The sequence below is a fragment of the Neptunomonas sp. XY-337 genome, from assembly GCF_004959845.1.
Taxonomy (GTDB): domain Bacteria; phylum Pseudomonadota; class Gammaproteobacteria; order Pseudomonadales; family Balneatricaceae; genus Neptunomonas; species Neptunomonas marina.
Genome location: NZ_SPLL01000007.1, coordinates 217,781 through 234,198, shown reverse-complemented (window position 1 = coordinate 234,198; position 16,418 = coordinate 217,781). Strand labels below are relative to the sequence as shown.

17 protein-coding genes are annotated in these 16,418 nt (G+C 51.8%); 6 read left to right on the top strand and 11 right to left on the bottom strand.

Annotation, left to right across the window (positions count from 1 at the left end; genetic code table 11):
- Window positions 1-18 precede the first annotated feature (18 nt).
- The 10 genes from E4L36_RS15940 to E4L36_RS15895 all read right to left on the bottom strand — a co-directional run bounded on the left by E4L36_RS15940 (window position 19) and on the right by E4L36_RS15895 (window position 10,250).
- Window positions 19-216 (bottom strand): DUF2065 domain-containing protein, encoded by a 198-nt coding sequence (locus tag E4L36_RS15940; protein WP_127694916.1) that lies wholly within the window; start codon window positions 214-216, stop codon window positions 19-21.
- 113 nt (window positions 217-329) lie between these two features.
- Window positions 330-1,205: a protease modulator HflC gene (gene hflC, locus E4L36_RS15935; protein ID WP_127694915.1), complete on the bottom strand. Its 876-nt coding sequence runs from the start codon at window positions 1,203-1,205 to the stop codon at window positions 330-332.
- Window positions 1,205-2,401, bottom strand: a complete 1,197-nt coding sequence (gene hflK / locus E4L36_RS15930; RefSeq protein WP_127694914.1) for an FtsH protease activity modulator HflK — start codon at window positions 2,399-2,401, stop codon at window positions 1,205-1,207. The genes hflC and hflK overlap by 1 nt, the downstream gene beginning before the upstream one ends.
- A gap of 46 nt (window positions 2,402-2,447) precedes the next feature.
- Window positions 2,448-3,746 (bottom strand): ribosome rescue GTPase HflX, encoded by a 1,299-nt coding sequence (gene hflX / locus E4L36_RS15925; RefSeq protein ID WP_127694913.1) that lies wholly within the window; start codon window positions 3,744-3,746, stop codon window positions 2,448-2,450.
- Window positions 3,747-3,758: 12 nt separating this feature from the next.
- Window positions 3,759-3,998 (bottom strand): RNA chaperone Hfq, encoded by a 240-nt coding sequence (hfq, locus tag E4L36_RS15920; RefSeq protein WP_127694912.1) that lies wholly within the window; start codon window positions 3,996-3,998, stop codon window positions 3,759-3,761.
- Between the two features lie 102 nt (window positions 3,999-4,100).
- The gene (gene miaA, locus E4L36_RS15915; RefSeq protein ID WP_136681421.1) at window positions 4,101-5,045 is read right to left on the bottom strand and encodes a tRNA (adenosine(37)-N6)-dimethylallyltransferase MiaA; all 945 of its coding nucleotides are present in this window, start codon (window positions 5,043-5,045) and stop codon (window positions 4,101-4,103) included.
- A gap of 5 nt (window positions 5,046-5,050) precedes the next feature.
- Entirely contained in the window at window positions 5,051-6,892 is a 1,842-nt protein-coding gene (gene mutL, locus E4L36_RS15910; RefSeq protein WP_136681420.1) for a DNA mismatch repair endonuclease MutL, read from the bottom strand.
- Between the two features lie 14 nt (window positions 6,893-6,906).
- Window positions 6,907-8,238, bottom strand: coding sequence for an N-acetylmuramoyl-L-alanine amidase (locus tag E4L36_RS15905; protein WP_136681419.1), 1,332 nt, complete (start codon window positions 8,236-8,238; stop codon window positions 6,907-6,909).
- A 26-nt stretch (window positions 8,239-8,264) separates the two neighbouring features.
- Entirely contained in the window at window positions 8,265-8,735 is a 471-nt protein-coding gene (gene tsaE, locus E4L36_RS15900) for a tRNA (adenosine(37)-N6)-threonylcarbamoyltransferase complex ATPase subunit type 1 TsaE (RefSeq protein WP_136681418.1), read from the bottom strand.
- Window positions 8,736-8,744: 9 nt separating this feature from the next.
- Window positions 8,745-10,250: an NAD(P)H-hydrate dehydratase gene (locus E4L36_RS15895; RefSeq protein ID WP_136681417.1), complete on the bottom strand. Its 1,506-nt coding sequence runs from the start codon at window positions 10,248-10,250 to the stop codon at window positions 8,745-8,747.
- 75 nt (window positions 10,251-10,325) lie between these two features.
- Here E4L36_RS15895 and queG point away from each other — a divergent pair, with 75 nt between their 5' ends.
- The 4 genes from queG to E4L36_RS15875 are packed head-to-tail and all read left to right on the top strand — an operon-like array spanning window position 10,326 to window position 13,029.
- Window positions 10,326-11,417, top strand: a complete 1,092-nt coding sequence (gene queG / locus E4L36_RS15890) for a tRNA epoxyqueuosine(34) reductase QueG (RefSeq protein ID WP_136681416.1) — start codon at window positions 10,326-10,328, stop codon at window positions 11,415-11,417.
- 2 nt (window positions 11,418-11,419) lie between these two features.
- Entirely contained in the window at window positions 11,420-11,947 is a 528-nt protein-coding gene (locus tag E4L36_RS15885) for a YgjP-like metallopeptidase domain-containing protein (RefSeq protein ID WP_136681415.1), read from the top strand.
- Between the two features lie 15 nt (window positions 11,948-11,962).
- Window positions 11,963-12,313: a YacL family protein gene (locus tag E4L36_RS15880; protein WP_136681414.1), complete on the top strand. Its 351-nt coding sequence runs from the start codon at window positions 11,963-11,965 to the stop codon at window positions 12,311-12,313.
- A gap of 17 nt (window positions 12,314-12,330) precedes the next feature.
- The gene (locus E4L36_RS15875) at window positions 12,331-13,029 is read left to right on the top strand and encodes a Crp/Fnr family transcriptional regulator (RefSeq protein WP_136681413.1); all 699 of its coding nucleotides are present in this window, start codon (window positions 12,331-12,333) and stop codon (window positions 13,027-13,029) included.
- 5 nt (window positions 13,030-13,034) lie between these two features.
- Here E4L36_RS15875 and orn read toward each other — a convergent pair whose 3' ends face one another.
- A complete protein-coding gene (gene orn, locus E4L36_RS15870) occupies window positions 13,035-13,589 on the bottom strand; it encodes an oligoribonuclease (RefSeq protein WP_127694902.1) in 555 nt (184 codons plus the stop codon).
- A gap of 105 nt (window positions 13,590-13,694) precedes the next feature.
- Here orn and rsgA point away from each other — a divergent pair, with 105 nt between their 5' ends.
- Window positions 13,695-14,720 (top strand): small ribosomal subunit biogenesis GTPase RsgA, encoded by a 1,026-nt coding sequence (rsgA, locus tag E4L36_RS15865; protein ID WP_136681412.1) that lies wholly within the window; start codon window positions 13,695-13,697, stop codon window positions 14,718-14,720.
- A gap of 23 nt (window positions 14,721-14,743) precedes the next feature.
- The gene (locus tag E4L36_RS15860; protein WP_136681411.1) at window positions 14,744-16,393 is read left to right on the top strand and encodes an HDOD domain-containing protein; all 1,650 of its coding nucleotides are present in this window, start codon (window positions 14,744-14,746) and stop codon (window positions 16,391-16,393) included.
- The last annotated feature ends 25 nt before the right edge of the window (window positions 16,394-16,418 follow it).

Genomic DNA, 16,418 nt, shown 5'->3' with positions numbered 1-16,418 from the left:
ATCACTCCAGTAACTGTATTAACGAATAAGATATAAACCGGCTACACCGGCTAGCATACTGGCTAGCCCCATCACTCGTAGCGTTTTGTTATCGATAACCGATAACTGGGCTACCAGTTGACGCCACCGGTTTGGGTAAAGAAACGGCATAATGCCCTCTAGAATTAATACGAGACAAAAAGCGATCAGCAGCTCATACCAAAACTCAGAAGACATATACGTTGCCCCACACCCAACACAAAAAAACCGGGACTAAGCCCGGTTTTTGCAATAATAACATGGAAGCGAGATCAAAGTGCAGCAAAAATCCCGCTTTTTAGCCTATCGGCTTACTCGCCTTGTTTCGAGTTTGATAGGTACTTAAAGAACTCACTATCAGGCTTGAGCAACATCACATCGCCGTTACCTTGGAAAGATTCAGTGTACGCCTTCAAACTACGCGTAAACGAGTAGAATTCTGGGTTAGCAGAGTAGGCGTCCGCATAGATTGCTGCTGCCTGCGCATCTCCCTCACCGCGTACCTCTTCGGCCTCACGGTAAGCTTCCGCTTCGATAACCGTTTTCTGACGATCAGCGTCTGCACGGATACCTTCAGCAAGCTCGAAACCTCGCGAACGCAGTTCACGCGCTTCTCGCTCACGCTCGGTGCGCATACGATCATAAACAGAATTCGATACCTCAGGTGGCAGCTCGATACGCTTAACACGCACATCCACAATACTCACACCTAGCTCACGTTCAGCGACATCGTTCAAGCTTTTGATAGCAGTTGCCATCACTTCATCACGCTCACCAGAAACCACCTCGTTCAGCGTTCGAGCACCAAACTGGTTACGCAGTTCGTTCTCTACACGCGTCGAAAGTAGATCTGCGGCACGGAACTCTTCACCCGAGGTAGCCGTGTAGTAAGTACCGACGTTATCGATACGCCACATTACGAACGCATCAACAATCAAACGCTTCTTCTCAATCGTTAGGAACGCCTGAGGACGGCTATCCAGCGATAGCACTCGCGAATCGAACTTACGGATGGTGTTAACGAATGGGAACTTGAAGCGCAAGCCAGGCTTAACGTCAGCGTCCACGATTTCACCAAAGCGCAGTTTAACGGCACGCTCAGTTTCTTTAACGATATAAACAGACTTGGATGCAACGATAATGATCAAGCCCGCCAAAATGACTGAAAAAAGTGACTTACCGCTCATTATCGACCCTCCCTACGAACTGGCTGACGTTTACGGAGCTGATCTACAACTTGGTTGGTCACGTTACGCAGTGACTGGTCGTCAAGACGTAGGTTATTTGGTGCCACCGTTGTACGGCTTTGCTCTTGTCGATTTTGGATTAACTTATCCACAGGCAGATACATCATGTTGTTACCGCCATCGACATCAACCAAAACTTTCGGGTTGTTTTTCAATACTTCTTGCATAGCGTCTATGTACAGACGCTCACGCGTAACCTCTGGCGCTTTCTGATACTCGTTTAACAGCGCTGAGAAACGTTTTGTCTCACCCTGTGCACGAGAGACGACCTGCTCGCGATACGCGCTTGCTTCTTCAAGCATACGCTGCGCACGACCACGTGCTTCTGGGATGATACCGTTGGCATAAGATTGCGCTTCGTTTTTCACACGCTGCTCATCCTCACGCGCCTTGATAACATCATCAAATGCATCCTGAACCTGATTCGGCGCTTGCGCTTCTTTGATGTTGACTTTAGTGATCGCGATACCGGTGTTGTAATCTGACATGTAGCTTTGCAGGCGCTCTTGCACCTGAATTGCCAACGTCTCACGGCCTTCCGTCAGAATCGAGTGCATGTCAGATGAACCCACTACGTGACGAAGCGCCGACTCTGCAGCGTTTGTCAGGCTGTCATCAGGATCACGAACACTCAGTTTATACGCTTTAGGATCTGAAACGACGTACTGAGTCGCCATAGACACATCAACGATATTCTCATCCTCAGTGAGCATGAGTGCTTGGTGATCATGGCTACGAACTCGCGTTGTATTGACGATCGACACTTGGTCAACCATCGGCGGGTTCCATTGCAGACCCGGATTAACCGTGTCGTGGTACTTACCTAAGCGTAAAACAACGCCACGCTCTTGCTGGTCGACTGTGTAGAAACCCATGCCACCCCAAACAAGTGCGGCCACGACGATAGCGACCCAGAAAAACGCACCTGAGCCACCACTGCCACTGCCGCTACCACCGCCGCCACGTTTCTTTCCAGAGCCACCAAACAGCTCATTGAGTCTGTCTTGCAGCTTACGTAGCACCTCGTCCATGTCAGGGGGCCCCTGATCATTTCCTCGATTACCCTTATTGCGGTTATCACCACCGCCCCAAGGATCCTGGTTGTTGCCGTTTCCGCCAGGCTCGTTCCAAGCCATATCGTTACTCCGTAAAAACCAAATTGAAATTGTTGTTGAGGCCGGTTTAATAGACCGGCTCTACCCGATATTGTTCAGTTGGCATACCAAGCCGACTTAGGATCTGTAATAGATCTTTACGTTGCAACCTGATTTCCAGATGTATATCGCCACACTCATCGTATGACTCTTCCAACACGGCTCCCTGCGCATAAAGCTGAGAACGCAGCTGCCCCTCGCGCGGGGTCAGCTTAATCGTGTCGTGAAAAACATCGTCCGAGAGCGCTTCATTAACCGCCTGAAGCAGTAACTCGACGCCAGCACCACTTTGCGCAGACAACCAAACACGGGTTGGCATACCCTGATCATCACGATCGATGCGAGGCTCTTGTCCCGGCATCTGGTCGATTTTATTAAACACTTGCAACAGCGGCACATCTTCAGCGCCGATCTCGCGTAATACGTGCTCAACCTCGTCCATATGCCCTTGGCGCTCTTCGTCGTATGCATCTACCACATGCAGCAATAAGGTTGCATCCGTTGTTTCTTGCAACGTGGCACGAAACGACTCAACAAGCTTGTGAGGAAGGTGGCGTATAAAACCCACCGTATCCGCCAAAATGGCCGGACCAACATCCTCCAACTCGATCCGACGCAAAGTCGGGTCAAGGGTAGCAAACAGCTGATCAGCTGCGTACACATCCGCATCTGTAATACGATTAAAGAGTGTCGATTTACCTGCGTTTGTATAGCCCACCAAAGACACGGTAGGTACTTCTGCACGCTGACGGGAGCGACGCCCCTGCTCACGCTGCTTGCGCACTTTTTCCAAGCGTGCATTGATCGCTTTAATACGTGCCCGCAAAAGACGTCGGTCAGTCTCTAGCTGACTCTCACCCGGGCCGCGAAGACCGATACCGCCTTTTTGACGCTCCAAATGGGTCCAGCCTCGCACAAGGCGCGTTGACACGTGTTCTAGCTGGGCTAGTTCAACCTGTAACTTACCTTCGTGAGTCCGAGCTCGCTGCGCGAAAATATCAAGAATAAGGCCGGTGCGATCAAGTACTCGGCATTTAATTTCACGCTCTATGTTACGTTCTTGTGCCGGTGACAAGGGGTGATTGAAGATAACCACCTCAGCTTCGTGCAACTGCACAAGCTGGCGTAATTCATCAAGCTTTCCGCTACCAACAAAGAACTTTGAAGTGGGTTTATGGCGCGATCCCATCAAAATTTCGACAGGATCAGCTCCGGCAGATAGCGCGAGCTCCTCGAGCTCGCGAGGTGATTCTTGGACGGCCTCATCGGCCATATCCATATGAACGAGTATGGCTTTTTCACCAGACTCCGGACGTTCAAAAAACAATCAGTGACTACCTCACTCAGGCTGTTTTTCTTCAGGCTGTGGCAGCTTTACTGGACGCGCTGGTACAACCGTTGAAATAGCGTGCTTGTATACCATTTGGCTAACTGTGTTTTTCAACAAGATAACAAATTGGTCAAATGATTCGATTTGCCCCTGAAGCTTAATGCCGTTTACCAGAAAGATAGAAACGGGAACACGCTCCTTGCGTAGAACATTAAGATAAGGGTCTTGTAGTGATTGCCCTTTTGACATTGGGAACTCCTTCCTGATAAATAATCGTTATATTTTATTGTGTGCAACCAAAAAATTGGCGCCAAAATTGTGCATAGCACCAAAAACTTACAGCTGATTGCATTATATAATGGCAGTATTGACCAATTTCAAGCTGATATTAAGAATATCTTTATCTTCGCTTTCTAACCAATGTAAGTTTTCCCAACTTCTTAACCATGTAATTTGGCGCTTGGCTAATTGGCGTGTTGCAATAATGCCTTTATCGATCATCGTTTGATAATCGTATTCCTCTTCAATATAGGACCACATCTGTCGATAGCCAACACAGCGGACTGATGGCATTTGCGGATTAAGATCACCACGCGCATAAAGCGCGCGCACCTCTTCCTCAAACCCTTCATCCAACATCATGTTAAAACGCAACGCAATTCGCTCGTGCAGTGTTTTACGCTCTGCTGGCATCACTGCAAGGTTAGTAATGTTGTAGGGCAGTTGTTCGGCTTGCTGTTCTTGCCAAAGTTCGCTCATGGGCCGCCCGGTGACCTCATAGACCTCAAGCGCACGCTGCAGCCGCTGAGAGTCTGTTGGCTTAAGGCGCTCAGCCGATTTCGGGTCTACCTCGGCTAAGCGCTGATGCAGTGCGGGCCAGCCCTCTTGCTCGCCCCATGCCAAAAGGCGTGCTCGGATCGCCGGGTCAGCCTCCGGAAGCTTTGCCAACCCCTTGAGCAGAGCGTTGTAGTACATCATCGTTCCCCCAACCAACAAGGGGATACGGCCTCGGCTGCTAATGTCTTCCATTTCACGTAATGCGTCACGGCGAAACTCAGCAGCCGAATAGGACTCACTAGGATCAATAATATCGACCAACCGGTGCGGATAGCGCGCTAAAGTTGCTGCATCGGGTTTGGCCGTACCAATATTCATATCACGATAGATCAATGCAGAGTCGACGCTGATAATATCGCACGGTAGCGCTTCAGTGAGCCGCAGTGCTAAATCGGTTTTCCCTGCCGCTGTGGGCCCCATAAGAAATATAGCTGGAGGAAATTTTTCGGTAGATGACATAAATGTCACTGGCCTCGCATAAATAATTTGTCGAGTTCGCCCAACGTAAGCTGGGTCCATGTGGGTCGGCCATGATTACACTGACCACTGCGCTCAGTGACCTCCATATCGCGCAGTAGCGCATTCATTTCGGGCAGCGTTAACTGCCGATTCGCCCGCACCGCGCCGTGACAGGCCATCGTCGCTAGCAACTCGTTGATATGCTCTTGAATTCGTCGCGAGTGGCCGTAAGTGATTAGGTCGGATAGCACATCGCGCAGTAACTGCTCGACATCCGCTTTCGCCAATGTCACTGGTACTTGACGAATCACCATGGTCTCCTCGCCCAAACGCTGCAACTCAAAGCCAAGCTGCTGCAACGCCTTATCATGAGCTTGAGCAACATCCGCCTCGCGTTGGCTCATCGCTACACTCACAGGCACTAACAGAGGCTGACTGCGCACCCCTTCCGTTTCGTAAGCCGCTTTCAGGCGTTCATAGACGATACGCTCATGCGCAGCGTGCATATCGACCAGCACCATCCCATCGCGGTTTTCCGCCAGAATATAGATGCCGTGTAGCTGAGCCACGGCAAAACCGAGCGGTGGATACTCACGTTCAGACTCATCGGAATGCCCAAGCACAGTTGCAGGTTTATTTAGCATGTTAAATGCTTGTGGCGGCTGCACGGGCTCTGCCGCTGGCTGATGTAATTGCCCATACGCGCTGACTTGCTCTTGCACCTGTGACGCTGACGGCGAGGCCGCTGGGCGGTTTGCTAACGGCATCGAGTGCTGCTGATAGCTAACCTCCTCAGCTTGAGTCACCTGCTGCAGCGCTGGAACACTTTCGGCATCGGGGCGGACATCGCCAATCACGCGATGGATACTGCGATAGATGAAGTCGTGTACAAGGCGGCTCTCGCGAAAGCGCACCTCATGCTTGGTAGGGTGTACATTGACATCCACCAGCGCAGGATCGAGCTCTAAATAGAGAACATAGGCGGGATGGCGGCCATGATAGAGCACATCGGCATACGCTTGGCGTACCGCATGGGTCACAACTTTATCGCGAATCATACGACCATTAACAAAGAAGTACTGCAGGTCGGCCTGACTGCGCGAGAAAGTAGGTAAGCCAATCCAGCCACGTAAAGAGATACCCGAGGATTCTGCAACGACATCGACACTCAGCGACTGCTGGATAAACTGCGGGCCACAAACCGAAGCAACGCGCCGCTCCCGCTCAGGCTGAGAGCGCGCTGGACGCAATTGGTGAATAACACGGCCATTATGGCGCAGCTGGAACGCCACATCGAAGCGGCTCAACGCTAGCCGTTTGACCACCTCTTCGAGGTGTTTAAATTCGGTGTTTTCAGTACGCAGAAACTTACGCCGTGCTGGCGTATTGAAAAATAGGTCACGTACCTCCAGCGTTGTACCTTTAGGATGCGCCGCTGGCGAAACCTCCGCCTGCATATCACGCCCCTCAGTGGTCACTTGCCAAGCATTCGCTGCATCTTTCTGACGCGATGTCAGTGTTAACCGCGAAACTGAGCTAATACTCGCCAAAGCCTCCCCCCGAAAGCCGAGGCTGCACACCGCCTCAAGATCTTCAAGCTCGAGGATTTTGGAGGTCGCGTGGCGGCTAAGTGCCAATGCGAGGTCATCTTTTTCAATACCATCGCCATCGTCACGAATCCGGATCAGCTTTACGCCGCCCTGCTCAACATCCAGCTCAAGGCTGGTTGCGCCGGCATCTAGACTATTTTCCAGTAGCTCTTTCACGACCGAAGCGGGCCGTTCTACAACCTCACCAGCGGCAATTTGGTTCGCCAAGCGTGGCGACAGTAGATGAATTCGAGACATGTATCCTTCGTGTATTAGCCTGCAGGGATATTGAGTACTTGGCCGACGCGAATCTTATCACCTTTGATCGCGTTTTCCTTACGTAAGTCACCCAATGAAACACCATGGCGCGAAGCGATAACAGATAACGTATCGCCGCGCTCAACACGGTAGGTGCGTTTACCACCGCTGTTATAGCCACGATACTTCTGATAAGCGATCAGCGAATCATCCGGCGGACGGTTCCAGAAATACTCTTTCACTGCGCCGTAGATCGCGTTAGCCATCTTCTTTTGATAGCGGGACGTACGCAGCAGTCGCGCCTCATCAGGGTTTGAGATAAATCCTGTTTCCACCAGAACCGATGGCATATCTGGGGACTTCAGCACTAAGAAGCCCGCTTTTTCGACGTGGCGCTTATGCATTTTAGCGAAACCGGCGATTTTTTTATGGATACGGCTGGCAATATCGCGGCCATAGGTTTGGCTGGAGTGCATCGACATATCGAGCAAAATTTTATTCACCGATCCATCTTCATGATCCAGTTTGACCGAATCGCCCACACCACCAATAAGGTCCGACGCATTCTCCGAATTGGCTAACCAACGCCCCATAGAGCTACTCGCGCCGCGCTCTGAAAGCACCCACACCGATGCGCCTTTCGCACGTGGATCTTTGAAGGCATCGGCATGAATCGAGATAAAGAGATCCGCCCGTAGTTCACGACGCGCTTTCGTCGTGCGTTTACGCAAACTGATGTAATAATCGCCGGTCCTTACTAGCTCTGCTCGAAAGCCCTTCTCTTTATCGATCAGGCGCTTAAGCTCTTTAGCTATCGCCAGCACTACTTTCTTCTCTTGCAAACCTCCGGGGCCAATCGCGCCGGGGTCTTCACCACCGTGGCCAGCATCAATCGCCACCACGACATCGCGTTTATCCTGCACCTGTGCAGCTGCTGTCTTAACGGCTTTTTGCGGGCGTTTTTTACTGTACAGATCAATAACTAAGCGCTGCCCACGCTCACCACTTGGAGCAAGCTGAAAGCTATTCGTGCGAACCGCCTCACTCACTTCCCATGTAATACGCAGCTTATCGCCATGGTCATAGCTTCTAACCTTCGTTAACGGGGTACTTTTTAGATCCGATGCGAGCAGTTTGCCTTTCAAACGGCCGTCGATGATATCAACAACCACACGGTGCGGGTTGGAAAGCGTAAAGACCTTATGCTTGAGCGTACGATCAACTTCGAGTACAACCCGCGTCTTTTCCGGCGAGACCCAATAGCGAACCCCGTCTATATCCACAGCCCAAGCGCTCTGCGTCCAAAACAGCAGAGCCAATAAAACACCCGCTAATCGCGCCAACATACTTCTCCTGTGCACCATAACGCGAATCAGCAACCTAATTTGAGTTGGAGCTTCTCAGCCGCGACAGCACCATGTTCAGAGTGCGCCAGCCAGCACAACGCACGCCCCTCATCTTGTGGCGTCAAGAACAGCTCCAAGTCGGGTTCTGGCAGCAAGCCTTGCCCCTTATCAGGCCACTCAATCAGCGCCAAACTGTCGTCAGTGAAGTAATCACGAATCCCCAGGTACTCAAGCTCTTCGGGGTCAAGCAGGCGATAAAGATCGAAGTGGTAGATAGTGCCTTGGGCAACGTCATAAGGCTCGACCAGTGTATACGTTGGGCTTTTGACAGCGCCCTGATGGCCCGCTGCACGCAGCAGTCCTCGGCTTAGCGTTGTTTTCCCCATACCCAAATCACCTTGCAGATGAACGACACCTCGTTGTTGCATCGCTTCTAGCAAAACAGCACCAATGTGCTCCATCGCAGCCTCATCGGCAATAAAAACAGTCTCTTGCATCGCAATAAATCACACTATCCCGTTTAAAACAGATCTAACATAGGGTATCAGGTCGGTTGCTTTCAAGCCTATCTCACCGTTTTGTTCCGTACAAAGGTCAGCCGCATGAGCATGAGCATAAGCGCCAACCCGAGCGGCATCAATTAAGCTCAACTTTTGTGCCAACATCCCGCCAATCACACCCGATAGCACATCACCCATGCCGCCACTGGCCATACCGGGGTTTCCAGCACTGCACACATAGAGTGAGTCACCATCACTGATCAGCGTTCGCGAACCTTTGAGCAGCACAACGGCGCCGGTTTCGCGATGCAGCTGCTCTACCGATGACTGACGAGCAGACTGGATCTCAGCTGTATCGGTACCGAGAAGCCGAGCCGCCTCACCCGGATGCGGCGTAATCACGCTAGGTAAGCCCTTCAAGCGCGACAACAAGCCCTTTTCAGCTATTAAATTGAGCGCATCAGCATCCAAGACCATAGGCTTATTGCTCTGCAGAACCACCTGTAACATGTGGTCCGCCCACGCGTCACGGCCCAATCCAGGGCCAATAACAACGACGCTAACCTGCTCCAGCAGAGGGGAGATTTCCAGCCCTGAGCGCACCCCTTTAACCATCACTTCCGGCGCACGAATCAGGCTTGCCACAACATGTTCTTCGCGGGTTGCAAGGCTCACCTTACCCGCTCCGCAGCTCACCGCCATCTCTGCCGCCATCAATGCAGCGCCTCCCATGCCACTGTTGCCACCAACCACCAGCACATGGCCAAAGTCGCCTTTGTGAGCGGTGCGCCTGCGCGGCGGCAAGCACTCAGCCACATCCTCTTGGGTCACACGAAACGCAGCAACATCCACCTGTTCATAAACAGTGTCGGGAATGCGCAGATCATCAAACAGCACCTCCCCCACATGGTTCACTGCACTATGCGAAAACAGGCCGAGCTTAAGCCCGATAAAACTGATGGTGATGTCCGCTTTTATGGCGCTCCCCAGCATACGTCCTGTATCTGAACAAAGCCCCGAGGGAATATCCACACTTAACACAGACGTGCTCATACGGTTGATTCGTTCGATAAGCGCCGCAAAAGGCTCGCGCACTTCACCTGTTAAACCAGTACCCAACAAAGCATCGACGATAACCTCACCGTGCAGGGGAGTTGCCGCATCATAAGGTTCAAAATGCACCCCCTCTCCACTGGCCCATAGCCATGCTTCACGTGCCTCTCCTGATAGCCCCGCCGCAAACCCTTGGCCACCAACGAAGAGCGCTTGCACCTGCAACCCTTTTTGTTTGGCGAGCGCCGCAACAACAAACCCATCACCACCATTATTGCCGCCACCACAGAGTACAGTTATTGACGCTACGCGCGGCCAGCGGTTCAGTAAGGCCGAAAACACCGCTCGTCCTGCTCGTTTCATCAAGGTAAAACCGGGAATCCCTGCCGTTTCAATGGCGGTTTTATCTAGTAACCGTGTTTGCTCTGCCGTGTATAATGCGCTTGGTAATATATTCATAGTTTTCAGGCTTCTTAGACTCAGGCTATCACCCTAAGTATAGAGGAAGCTGATTTAAGGTAGGCAAATTCTCACGTGTCGCATTCTCTCACCGACGAACAGTTATTATCGCTTAGCGAACAGATCCCTGTTTGGGCCGCTGAACTTGGGTTTCAGCAGTGTGGCATTGTGGACCCTGATCTCGACAGCGATTTTGCCCAGCTACAAGCTTGGCTAGAGAAAGGCTATCACGGCCAGATGAACTACCTTGCTGACCATGGTGAAAAGCGCCGCAAACCCTATGAGCTCGTACCCGGCAGTTGCCGGATCATTAGCTTACGTATGGACTACACCCCACCAGCTTTCGATGCTTTAAAACTCATTGGTCAGCCCGATAAAGCCTACATCGCCCGCTACACCTTAGGGCGGGATTACCATAAGACCATGCGCAAGCGTATTACGCAGCTGGGCCAGCGGATTGAAAAAGCGACCTCTGCGCTGGGCTATCGTGCCTTTGTGGATAGCGCACCAGTGATGGAACGCCCCATAGCACAGCAGGCTGGAATCGGCTGGACCGGTAAACATACACTTATTCTTAACCGCCAAGCTGGGTCCTACTTCTTTTTAGGCGAGCTGTTTATCGACCTGCCACTGCCGGTGGCTGAGCCGATCACCAAAAACCACTGCGGGCGCTGCACCGCCTGCCTTGATATCTGCCCGACAAACGCTTTTATTGGCCCCTATGAGCTGGATGCAAGACGCTGTATCTCCTACTTAACGATAGAGCATAGAGGTGCAATTCCATTGAATTTGCGCCCGTTAATGGGAAATCGGATTTTCGGCTGCGATGACTGCCAACTGGTTTGTCCTTGGAACCGTTTTGCCAAATTGACAGAGGAGAGCGACTTTCACCCACGCCACGCCCTTGATGATGTCTCATTACTGACGCTGTTCGCATGGGATGAAGCCACTTTTCTAAAGCGTACCGAAGGCTCAGCTATTCGCCGTACCGGTTTCGAAGGCTGGCAGCGTAACCTTGCCATTGCGCTTGGCAACAGCCGTGGTGGAGCCGCGGTCATCGATGCACTCAAAGCAAAGCGAGAAGCATCGTCACCGTTGGTGCAGGAACATATCGACTGGGCAATTAACCAGCTACAGCAAAACGCTACAGCACGAAGTGAGGCTTAAAGATGTCGGACGAGACGCTACTGCGCTACCTAAGAGCCTACCCCGAAACCGTGCAACACCAAGCCGCAAGCTTATTAAAAGAGGCGAAAGTCGCGGGCTATCTGCGCAGCAAATACCCAAGTGCACACAGCATCAACAATGATAAATTGCTACGCAGCTATGTGATGGCGATTAAAAGCCAATACCTCAAGAGCACTGACCCGCTCAACAAAGTAGCGTTTGATGCCAAAATACATCTGGTTCACAATGCGCTAGGCACACACCACCGTATTTCACGCCAGCAGGGTGGGAAGCTGAAAAGTCAGCGCGAAATTCGTATCAGCCATCTATTTAAACGCGTTCCCGAGCCATTCCTTAACATGATCGTGGTCCACGAGCTGGCGCACTTGCGAGAACTTGAACACAACAAAAGCTTTTACCGGCTATGCGAACATATGCTGTCCGACTACCATCAACTCGAGTTCGAGATGCGTTTATTTCTGACCGAGGTCGAGCTGCGCGGCAACTTCTACACTGAACCACCCCAATAAACGAAGCCTAATACCATGGAATACGACTTTACTTACGATCTATACGGCAACCCAGAGGCTCGACTCTCGATGGGAGCAGAAGCTTTTGGGCGCTGGCTCAGTGAAGAGTGCGGCAGCCAAGCCAAGGCCGCCGCGTTACTCGACATGGCGCAGCAACAGCGCACAGCGACACACCCATTCACCCAATCAAGCGCTGTGGCAACCTTGCGCATTGAGCAGGGCGAAGTCACGATTCGCGCGCATGGCGACGATACCGCAGCAGAGCTTGCAGAGGACTTCGCGCTCTACGATAGCGAAGCTGACGCTTGCTGCGGTATTGACGACTTTATCGAGCTTGTCGAAGCTTGGCATGAGTTCTTAAATTAGCCTTCAAGGAGCGTTTAATGGCAGTGCTGCCCCACACCAAAGAGCAAGCGTGGTTTCGTGCGGCCCAACATATGCTGTTCTCCGCGTTCGATAATGCCACGCTGCAATCGCTGCACCGCGCCTCCAATGTGGTGACACTGGAGCGCGGCGAAATACTCTTCCACCACCACGACAGCGCGACCCACTTCTACCTAGTGCTTGAGGGCAAGATAAAGCTCTATCGCTCCAGTGCAGAGGGGAATGAAAAGATCATCGAGATTATCCAGCAAAACCATACATTTGCAGAAGCGGTGATGTTCTTAGCGGGGAAAAGCTATCCGGTTAGCGCCCAAGCGCTGGTGAACAGCCAAGTGCTCGCCATCCATAGCGATGCTTATCTAAAAGCACTCGAGGCTGCACCACAGGGAGCAACGCGTGTGATGGCGATGATGGCGCAGAAGCTTCATAGCTGCATTAACGAGATCGAAATTCTCTCGCTACAAAACGCGCGCCATCGTTTGATCCGTTTCTTATTATCTCAGTTGAGCACCGCAGAGGATAACGAGCAACGCACCATCGTTCTACCCGTTTCAAAACGCTTGATCGCCTCACGTTTAGCGATGCAACCTGAGACCCTATCGCGTTTGCTAAACGAGTTAAAAGCGCAAGGCACCATCGAGATGCACCGCGCTGAGATCGTGATTCTTGATCGCACCCAACTTGAGGCGATCGACTAGCTCAGTTAACCTCGAGCTGATTCAACAAAGAGATGCTCGCGATAGTGGCGCAGCTCCGCCACGGAGTCTTTAATATCATCCATCGCCAAATGCGAGCCCTGCTTCTTCACACCCGCTAAAACATCGGGCTGCCAGCGGCGCGCCAGCTCTTTCACCGAGCTGACATCTAAATTGCGATAGTGGAAAAAGTCTTCCAGCTCCGGCATATAGCGATACAGGAAGCGGCGATCCTGGCAGATGCTATTTCCACACATGGGTGAGGCACCTTTATCCACCCATTGCGCTAGAAACTCGATGGTACGCTGCTCGGCTTCGCGTTCGCTAATCTCACTCGCAAGCACGCGGGCCGTCAGACCAGACTGCCCATGTTGGCGGGTACACCACTCATCCATCGCATCCATCACCTCTTGCGGCTGATGAACCGCAAGGCTTGGCCCCTCCGCCAGTACGTTTAAGTTAGCATCGGTAACTAGCGTTGCGATCTCGATAATGTAGTCGTTATCTGGATCTAGCCCGGTCATCTCCAAGTCAATCCAAATCAGATTATCGCTACGGGACATAGATATTCCTCTCAAATCAAGCTAAATGCGGTCTATAATGACGCTCCAATATCAATACCTTAACACGAACAGCGCGCTGGCTGCGTGCACCAAACAGACGAATTCATGGCAAAACGCAAACTCACACGCCGCCAAGCTTGGCGCATCGAAAAGATTCAAGAAGAGCGCACGAAACGTGCTTCACGCAAAGATGCGCAGCTTGATCAGCAACTCGAAGGGGGCGACCTTGGCCCCGAGCAGGAAGGTCTGATCATCTCCCACTTCGGCAAACAAGTGGATGTTGAAGTGCTTGCGGGTGGGTCTACTGGAGAGATTGTACGCTGCCATATGCGTACCAATCTTGGCCAACTTGTGACCGGCGATCGCGTGGTCTGGCGTGCAGGTGTCGATCATGGCGTCGTTGTGGCAAAGCTGCCACGTGCCAGCGAATTGATCCGCCCCACGAATCATGGCGACCTCAAGCCAGTGGCGGCAAATATCGACCAGATCATTATCACTTTTTCGGTCGAGCCGATGCCCTTCGCCAACCTGATCGACCGCTATCTAGTGGCTGCTGAGATTAGTGGCATTACGCCCGTTCTGCTGCTGAATAAAACCGACTTAATCGACGCTGACAACCGAGAGTATATCGAGGGCCTCATCGAGCGCTATGAGAGCATCGGCTACCAAGTGATCACCGTCTCCACCGTTCAAAAAGATGGTTTGAGTCAGTTACTCGCCGCACTTGATAACAAAATTAGCGTATTTGTCGGCCAATCTGGGGTCGGAAAGTCCTCTTTAATTAATGAATTGCTGCCAGGGGTCGACATAAAAGTAGGGGCACTCTCAGAACAGACACGCAAAGGCCGCCATACCACGACCACGGCGCGGCTGTTCCATTTCCCAAATGGTGGCGACCTTATTGACTCACCGGGGATTCGCGAGTTTGCGCTGTGGCATATTGAGCCAGAGCGCTTGTTAGAGGGCTTTATAGAGTTCCGCCCTTTTATCGGTCACTGTAAGTTTCGTGACTGTAAACATGAGCAAGAGCCAGGCTGCGCTATACTAAAAGCCATCGAAGAGGGCCATGTAAGCCCATCACGGATGGATAGCTACCAGCGGATTCTGGGTTCTTTGCTCGAACAACCCTAGATTTGATGTGTTTAAGGTAACGAATGGCTGATTCCGACGCACCCGAACAACAGGACGACAAAACTTCTATCCTTTACGGCAGTGATGCATGGGCTGAATACCTGCAACACAAACCGTTTCCCGTGCGTGCCAGTAGCTTAAAGCGGCTACGCTCACTGTTGCTGAGCGACTCATCAACCATCAGCGACCTCACTCATGTCGTCAAACATGATCCGATTCTGTCATTCCATGTCGTGCGAGAAGCGGAAAAAGCCCATGCTGCAAAAGGCAGCCGCGTCTCTAGTATTGATCATGCGGTTTCATCGCTCGGCATGGATCCGCTGCTGGCCATCAGCCGTAAGCTACAGCCGGTTAAAATCAATCCAGCTAGCGTCCAGCAAAAGCAGTACTTACGCTCATTAGCCAACAGCTACCACGCCGCGTTTCAGGTGCGTTCTTGGTTACAGCGCAAGAAGCTTCCCTTTGTCGAAGAGAGCTTTTTAGCTGCGCTCTTTTATGGTGTGGCCCATTGGTCTTTATGGCTCCATGCGCCGCTGCACATGAACAAAATCCAGATCAAAGTACGCGAAGAGCAGATCGATCAAAGCTTAGCAGAGCACGATGTACTGGGCTGCACTATTCAGCATATATCCATGGCGCTGTCGCAGGTTTGGGGGCTATCAGAGCTAACAATCGAAGCGCAAGACCCGGAAACGTCGCCATCCAGAGCGATGCTCGCACGCTTGCACCAGCGCGCACTCGGCGATCCTCGCCTTGATGACGAACAGCTACGTGAAATGAATCATCTGGTACAAGAGCGTTACTTCCCAATTAAACTGGGGAACTGGCTTGCCCAGATCGTCAGTCACAACTGGCGCAGCTCACGGCATATCAATACGCCCGATATTATTGCTGATTATCTGGGTTTAGAGCTTGATCAAACGATGGCCTTGTTACATCAAGGCTGTGCAGCCGCATCACGTCACTACCATGTGCCGGGTACACTGTCGCCCGCTGCGGACATGCTATTTATCCCCTCTGATTTCCCGCGTAACTTCCAGCTCAGTGAGCGGGAGCTCAAGCAGATATCGGGTAAATATCCACAGCCTGTGAAACCTGCACCGAAGAAAAAAGCTGTGCCACCTCCAGCACCCACCGAGGTACAAACACACCTTCCCGATGAGCTGGCAAACGCCGAAATCTTTAATCAAACGGCAGAGCGTTTTGTGAAGGGGTATCATCTCTACACGAAACCCACCCATATTCTGCAAGGCCTCATGCAGGGTCTGATTCAAGGATTAGGCCTACCGCGCGTCGTGCTAAATATCGCCAATACAAAGCAACACTCGCTCAAAGCCGCGCAAGCCTTTGGGCTTGAAAAAACACATCCATTGGCCTCGTATGAGATCGACCTCAATATTCCAAGCGTATTTAAGAAGCTGACTGAAAAGCCGGGGTTGATCTGGATTCAAGCCGAGAACTTTACCAAATATAAGCCGATGATCCCGGATGCTTTTGCTGACCAAATACCAGAATCTGGCTGCTTGCTGATGTCTGTTTTTCGCACCAGTGGCGTCGTTGCAGTGGTTTATGCCGACGCAGGAGAGACACTTCAGCTGAGTAGTTTTCACCAAGAGCGCTTTAAATATCTTTGTTCGGCTGCAACACTCGCTTTAAAACGGATGAGTCAGTAGCAACGATTGAGTCCGTCACCACAAA

What these genes read in the sequence shown, in the direction of transcription:
- E4L36_RS15880 (WP_136681414.1), top strand. Translation starts at nt 11,963, where the DNA reads ATGGAATACGACTTTACTTACGATCTATACGGCAACCCAGAGGCTCGA.
- E4L36_RS15860 (WP_136681411.1), top strand. Translation starts at nt 14,744, where the DNA reads ATGGCTGATTCCGACGCACCCGAACAACAGGACGACAAAACTTCTATC.
- mutL (WP_136681420.1), bottom strand. Translation starts at nt 6,892, where the DNA reads ATGTCTCGAATTCATCTACTGTCGCCACGCTTGGCGAACCAAATTGCC.
- tsaE (WP_136681418.1), bottom strand. Translation starts at nt 8,735, where the DNA reads ATGCAAGAGACTGTTTTTATTGCCGATGAGGCTGCGATGGAGCACATT.
- miaA (WP_136681421.1), bottom strand. Translation starts at nt 5,045, where the DNA reads ATGTCATCTACCGAAAAATTTCCTCCAGCTATATTTCTTATGGGGCCC.
- E4L36_RS15885 (WP_136681415.1), top strand. Translation starts at nt 11,420, where the DNA reads ATGTCGGACGAGACGCTACTGCGCTACCTAAGAGCCTACCCCGAAACC.
- E4L36_RS15895 (WP_136681417.1), bottom strand. Translation starts at nt 10,250, where the DNA reads ATGAATATATTACCAAGCGCATTATACACGGCAGAGCAAACACGGTTA.
- hfq (WP_127694912.1), bottom strand. Translation starts at nt 3,998, where the DNA reads ATGTCAAAAGGGCAATCACTACAAGACCCTTATCTTAATGTTCTACGC.
- hflK (WP_127694914.1), bottom strand. Translation starts at nt 2,401, where the DNA reads ATGGCTTGGAACGAGCCTGGCGGAAACGGCAACAACCAGGATCCTTGG.
- E4L36_RS15875 (WP_136681413.1), top strand. Translation starts at nt 12,331, where the DNA reads ATGGCAGTGCTGCCCCACACCAAAGAGCAAGCGTGGTTTCGTGCGGCC.
- orn (WP_127694902.1), bottom strand. Translation starts at nt 13,589, where the DNA reads ATGTCCCGTAGCGATAATCTGATTTGGATTGACTTGGAGATGACCGGG.
- hflC (WP_127694915.1), bottom strand. Translation starts at nt 1,205, where the DNA reads ATGAGCGGTAAGTCACTTTTTTCAGTCATTTTGGCGGGCTTGATCATT.
- E4L36_RS15905 (WP_136681419.1), bottom strand. Translation starts at nt 8,238, where the DNA reads ATGTTGGCGCGATTAGCGGGTGTTTTATTGGCTCTGCTGTTTTGGACG.
- rsgA (WP_136681412.1), top strand. Translation starts at nt 13,695, where the DNA reads ATGGCAAAACGCAAACTCACACGCCGCCAAGCTTGGCGCATCGAAAAG.
- E4L36_RS15940 (WP_127694916.1), bottom strand. Translation starts at nt 216, where the DNA reads ATGTCTTCTGAGTTTTGGTATGAGCTGCTGATCGCTTTTTGTCTCGTA.